The 1,457-nt window shown below is 69.5% G+C and carries 1 protein-coding gene; it reads right to left on the bottom strand.

Translation table 11 applies throughout. The features are described 5' to 3' along the window. Positions 1 to 193, bottom strand: a 193-nt coding sequence (locus ON39_RS50225) for a hypothetical protein (protein WP_040740385.1), incomplete at its 3' end; no start/stop codon positions are given. Between the last annotated feature and the right edge of the window lie 1,264 nt (positions 194 to 1,457).

The following is a 1,457-nucleotide window of genomic DNA, read 5'->3' as shown; positions in this document are numbered from 1 at the left end:
TGAGACGTACCGCCGGCATGCGGAAGAGGCCGACGCGGAGTTGCAGCGGGTGCTCGATCGCCTCGAGCAGATCGGTCGTGACCTGGCCGGCAAATCCGAGTCGCCGGAGGCGGACACGGCCGACCCGCCCTCGCGCATCGAGGAAGCGTTGGCGCGCGAACTCGCCAAGGTGGACGAGGCCTACCGTCGCCACGCCGATGCGGCCGACGCCGAGCTACGCCGGGTGCTGGACCATCTCGAGCAACTCCGCACCGACCTAGCGGCCCAGGCCGAACACCAGCAACTCATGGCAGCCCTGGACGAGGCGCATCTTGAGATGTCCGCCAAATTCGACGAACTCGACCGCCGCGATTCCGACGGACCCGAGGAGGAGCCACCCACCGCTGTCCTGCCCGAGGGGCCGCCCTCGAATCCCTCCGGTTCCACGGGACGCGAGCCGTCGGCTCGAGATGCTGATGCGGGCGAGAACCCCTCGAATGGAGTTGAGCCGCAGGAGGCTCACCCCGATGCCACCGTAGGCGAGGACAGCTCGAACGGCGTTGAGCCGCAGACGACCCGGGAATCCGACACAGGTTCTGAGCCGTCACCCCCGCGTAATTCCGAAACAGGGGATGAGGGCGCACCAAGGCAGGAAACGGGCGACGGTGGTGCACGTACCAACAGCCGCGACGGCGGGGATCCACCGGAAACCGGTACGAATCACGGGGATTCGCGCCCACCAGAACTTCCCGGCCGCGCACTGAGGTCCCACATCCCGCATCCCCCAAGGGACTACGACTTCGACTTCCCCGAGCGGTTCGACGCGACCCCCGAACCATGGCCCGTGCCGGACCCCCAGCCCCCCGCGGTTCCCCCGCACCCGCCACAACCTCCGAATCCGCCACGGCCGCCCGCTCCACCGGAGCACCCACACGTCCCGGCACCGCCGAATCCTCCGGCACCGCCGAAACCTCCGCACTTGCCGGAGCCTCCACACTTGCCGGAGCCGCCGCACGTTCCGGAGCCTCCGAATCCACCGGTGCCGCCGGGACTGCCCGAGCCTCCGCATATTCCGTTGCCGCCGGGATTGCCCGAGCCTCCGCATATTCCGGTGCCGCCGGGATTGCCCGAGCCTCCGCATATTCCGGTGCCACCGGGACTGCCCGAGCCTCCGCATATTCCGGTGCCACCGGAACTGCCCGAGCCTCCGCATAATCCGTTGCCACCGGAACTGCCCGAGCCTCCGCAGATTCCGATCCCGCCGAACTGGCCAGTGCCGCCGGGGCTGCCTATCCGTCCGGATATGCCGGTGCCGCCCCATGTTCCGGTCCCGCCGAATTGGCCGGTACCGCCGAGTCTGCCGGAGCCGCCTCAGGTTCCGGTCCCGCCGAATTGGCCGGTACCGCCGAGTCTGCCGGAGCCACCCCAGGTTCCGGCCCCGCCGAATTGGCCGGTACCGCCGAGTCTGCCGGAGCCGC

This window comes from Nocardia tenerifensis NBRC 101015 (genome assembly GCF_000308715.1).
Classification (GTDB): Bacteria; Actinomycetota; Actinomycetes; order Mycobacteriales; family Mycobacteriaceae; genus Nocardia; species Nocardia tenerifensis.
This window is presented reverse-complemented; position numbering and strand designations above follow the sequence as displayed.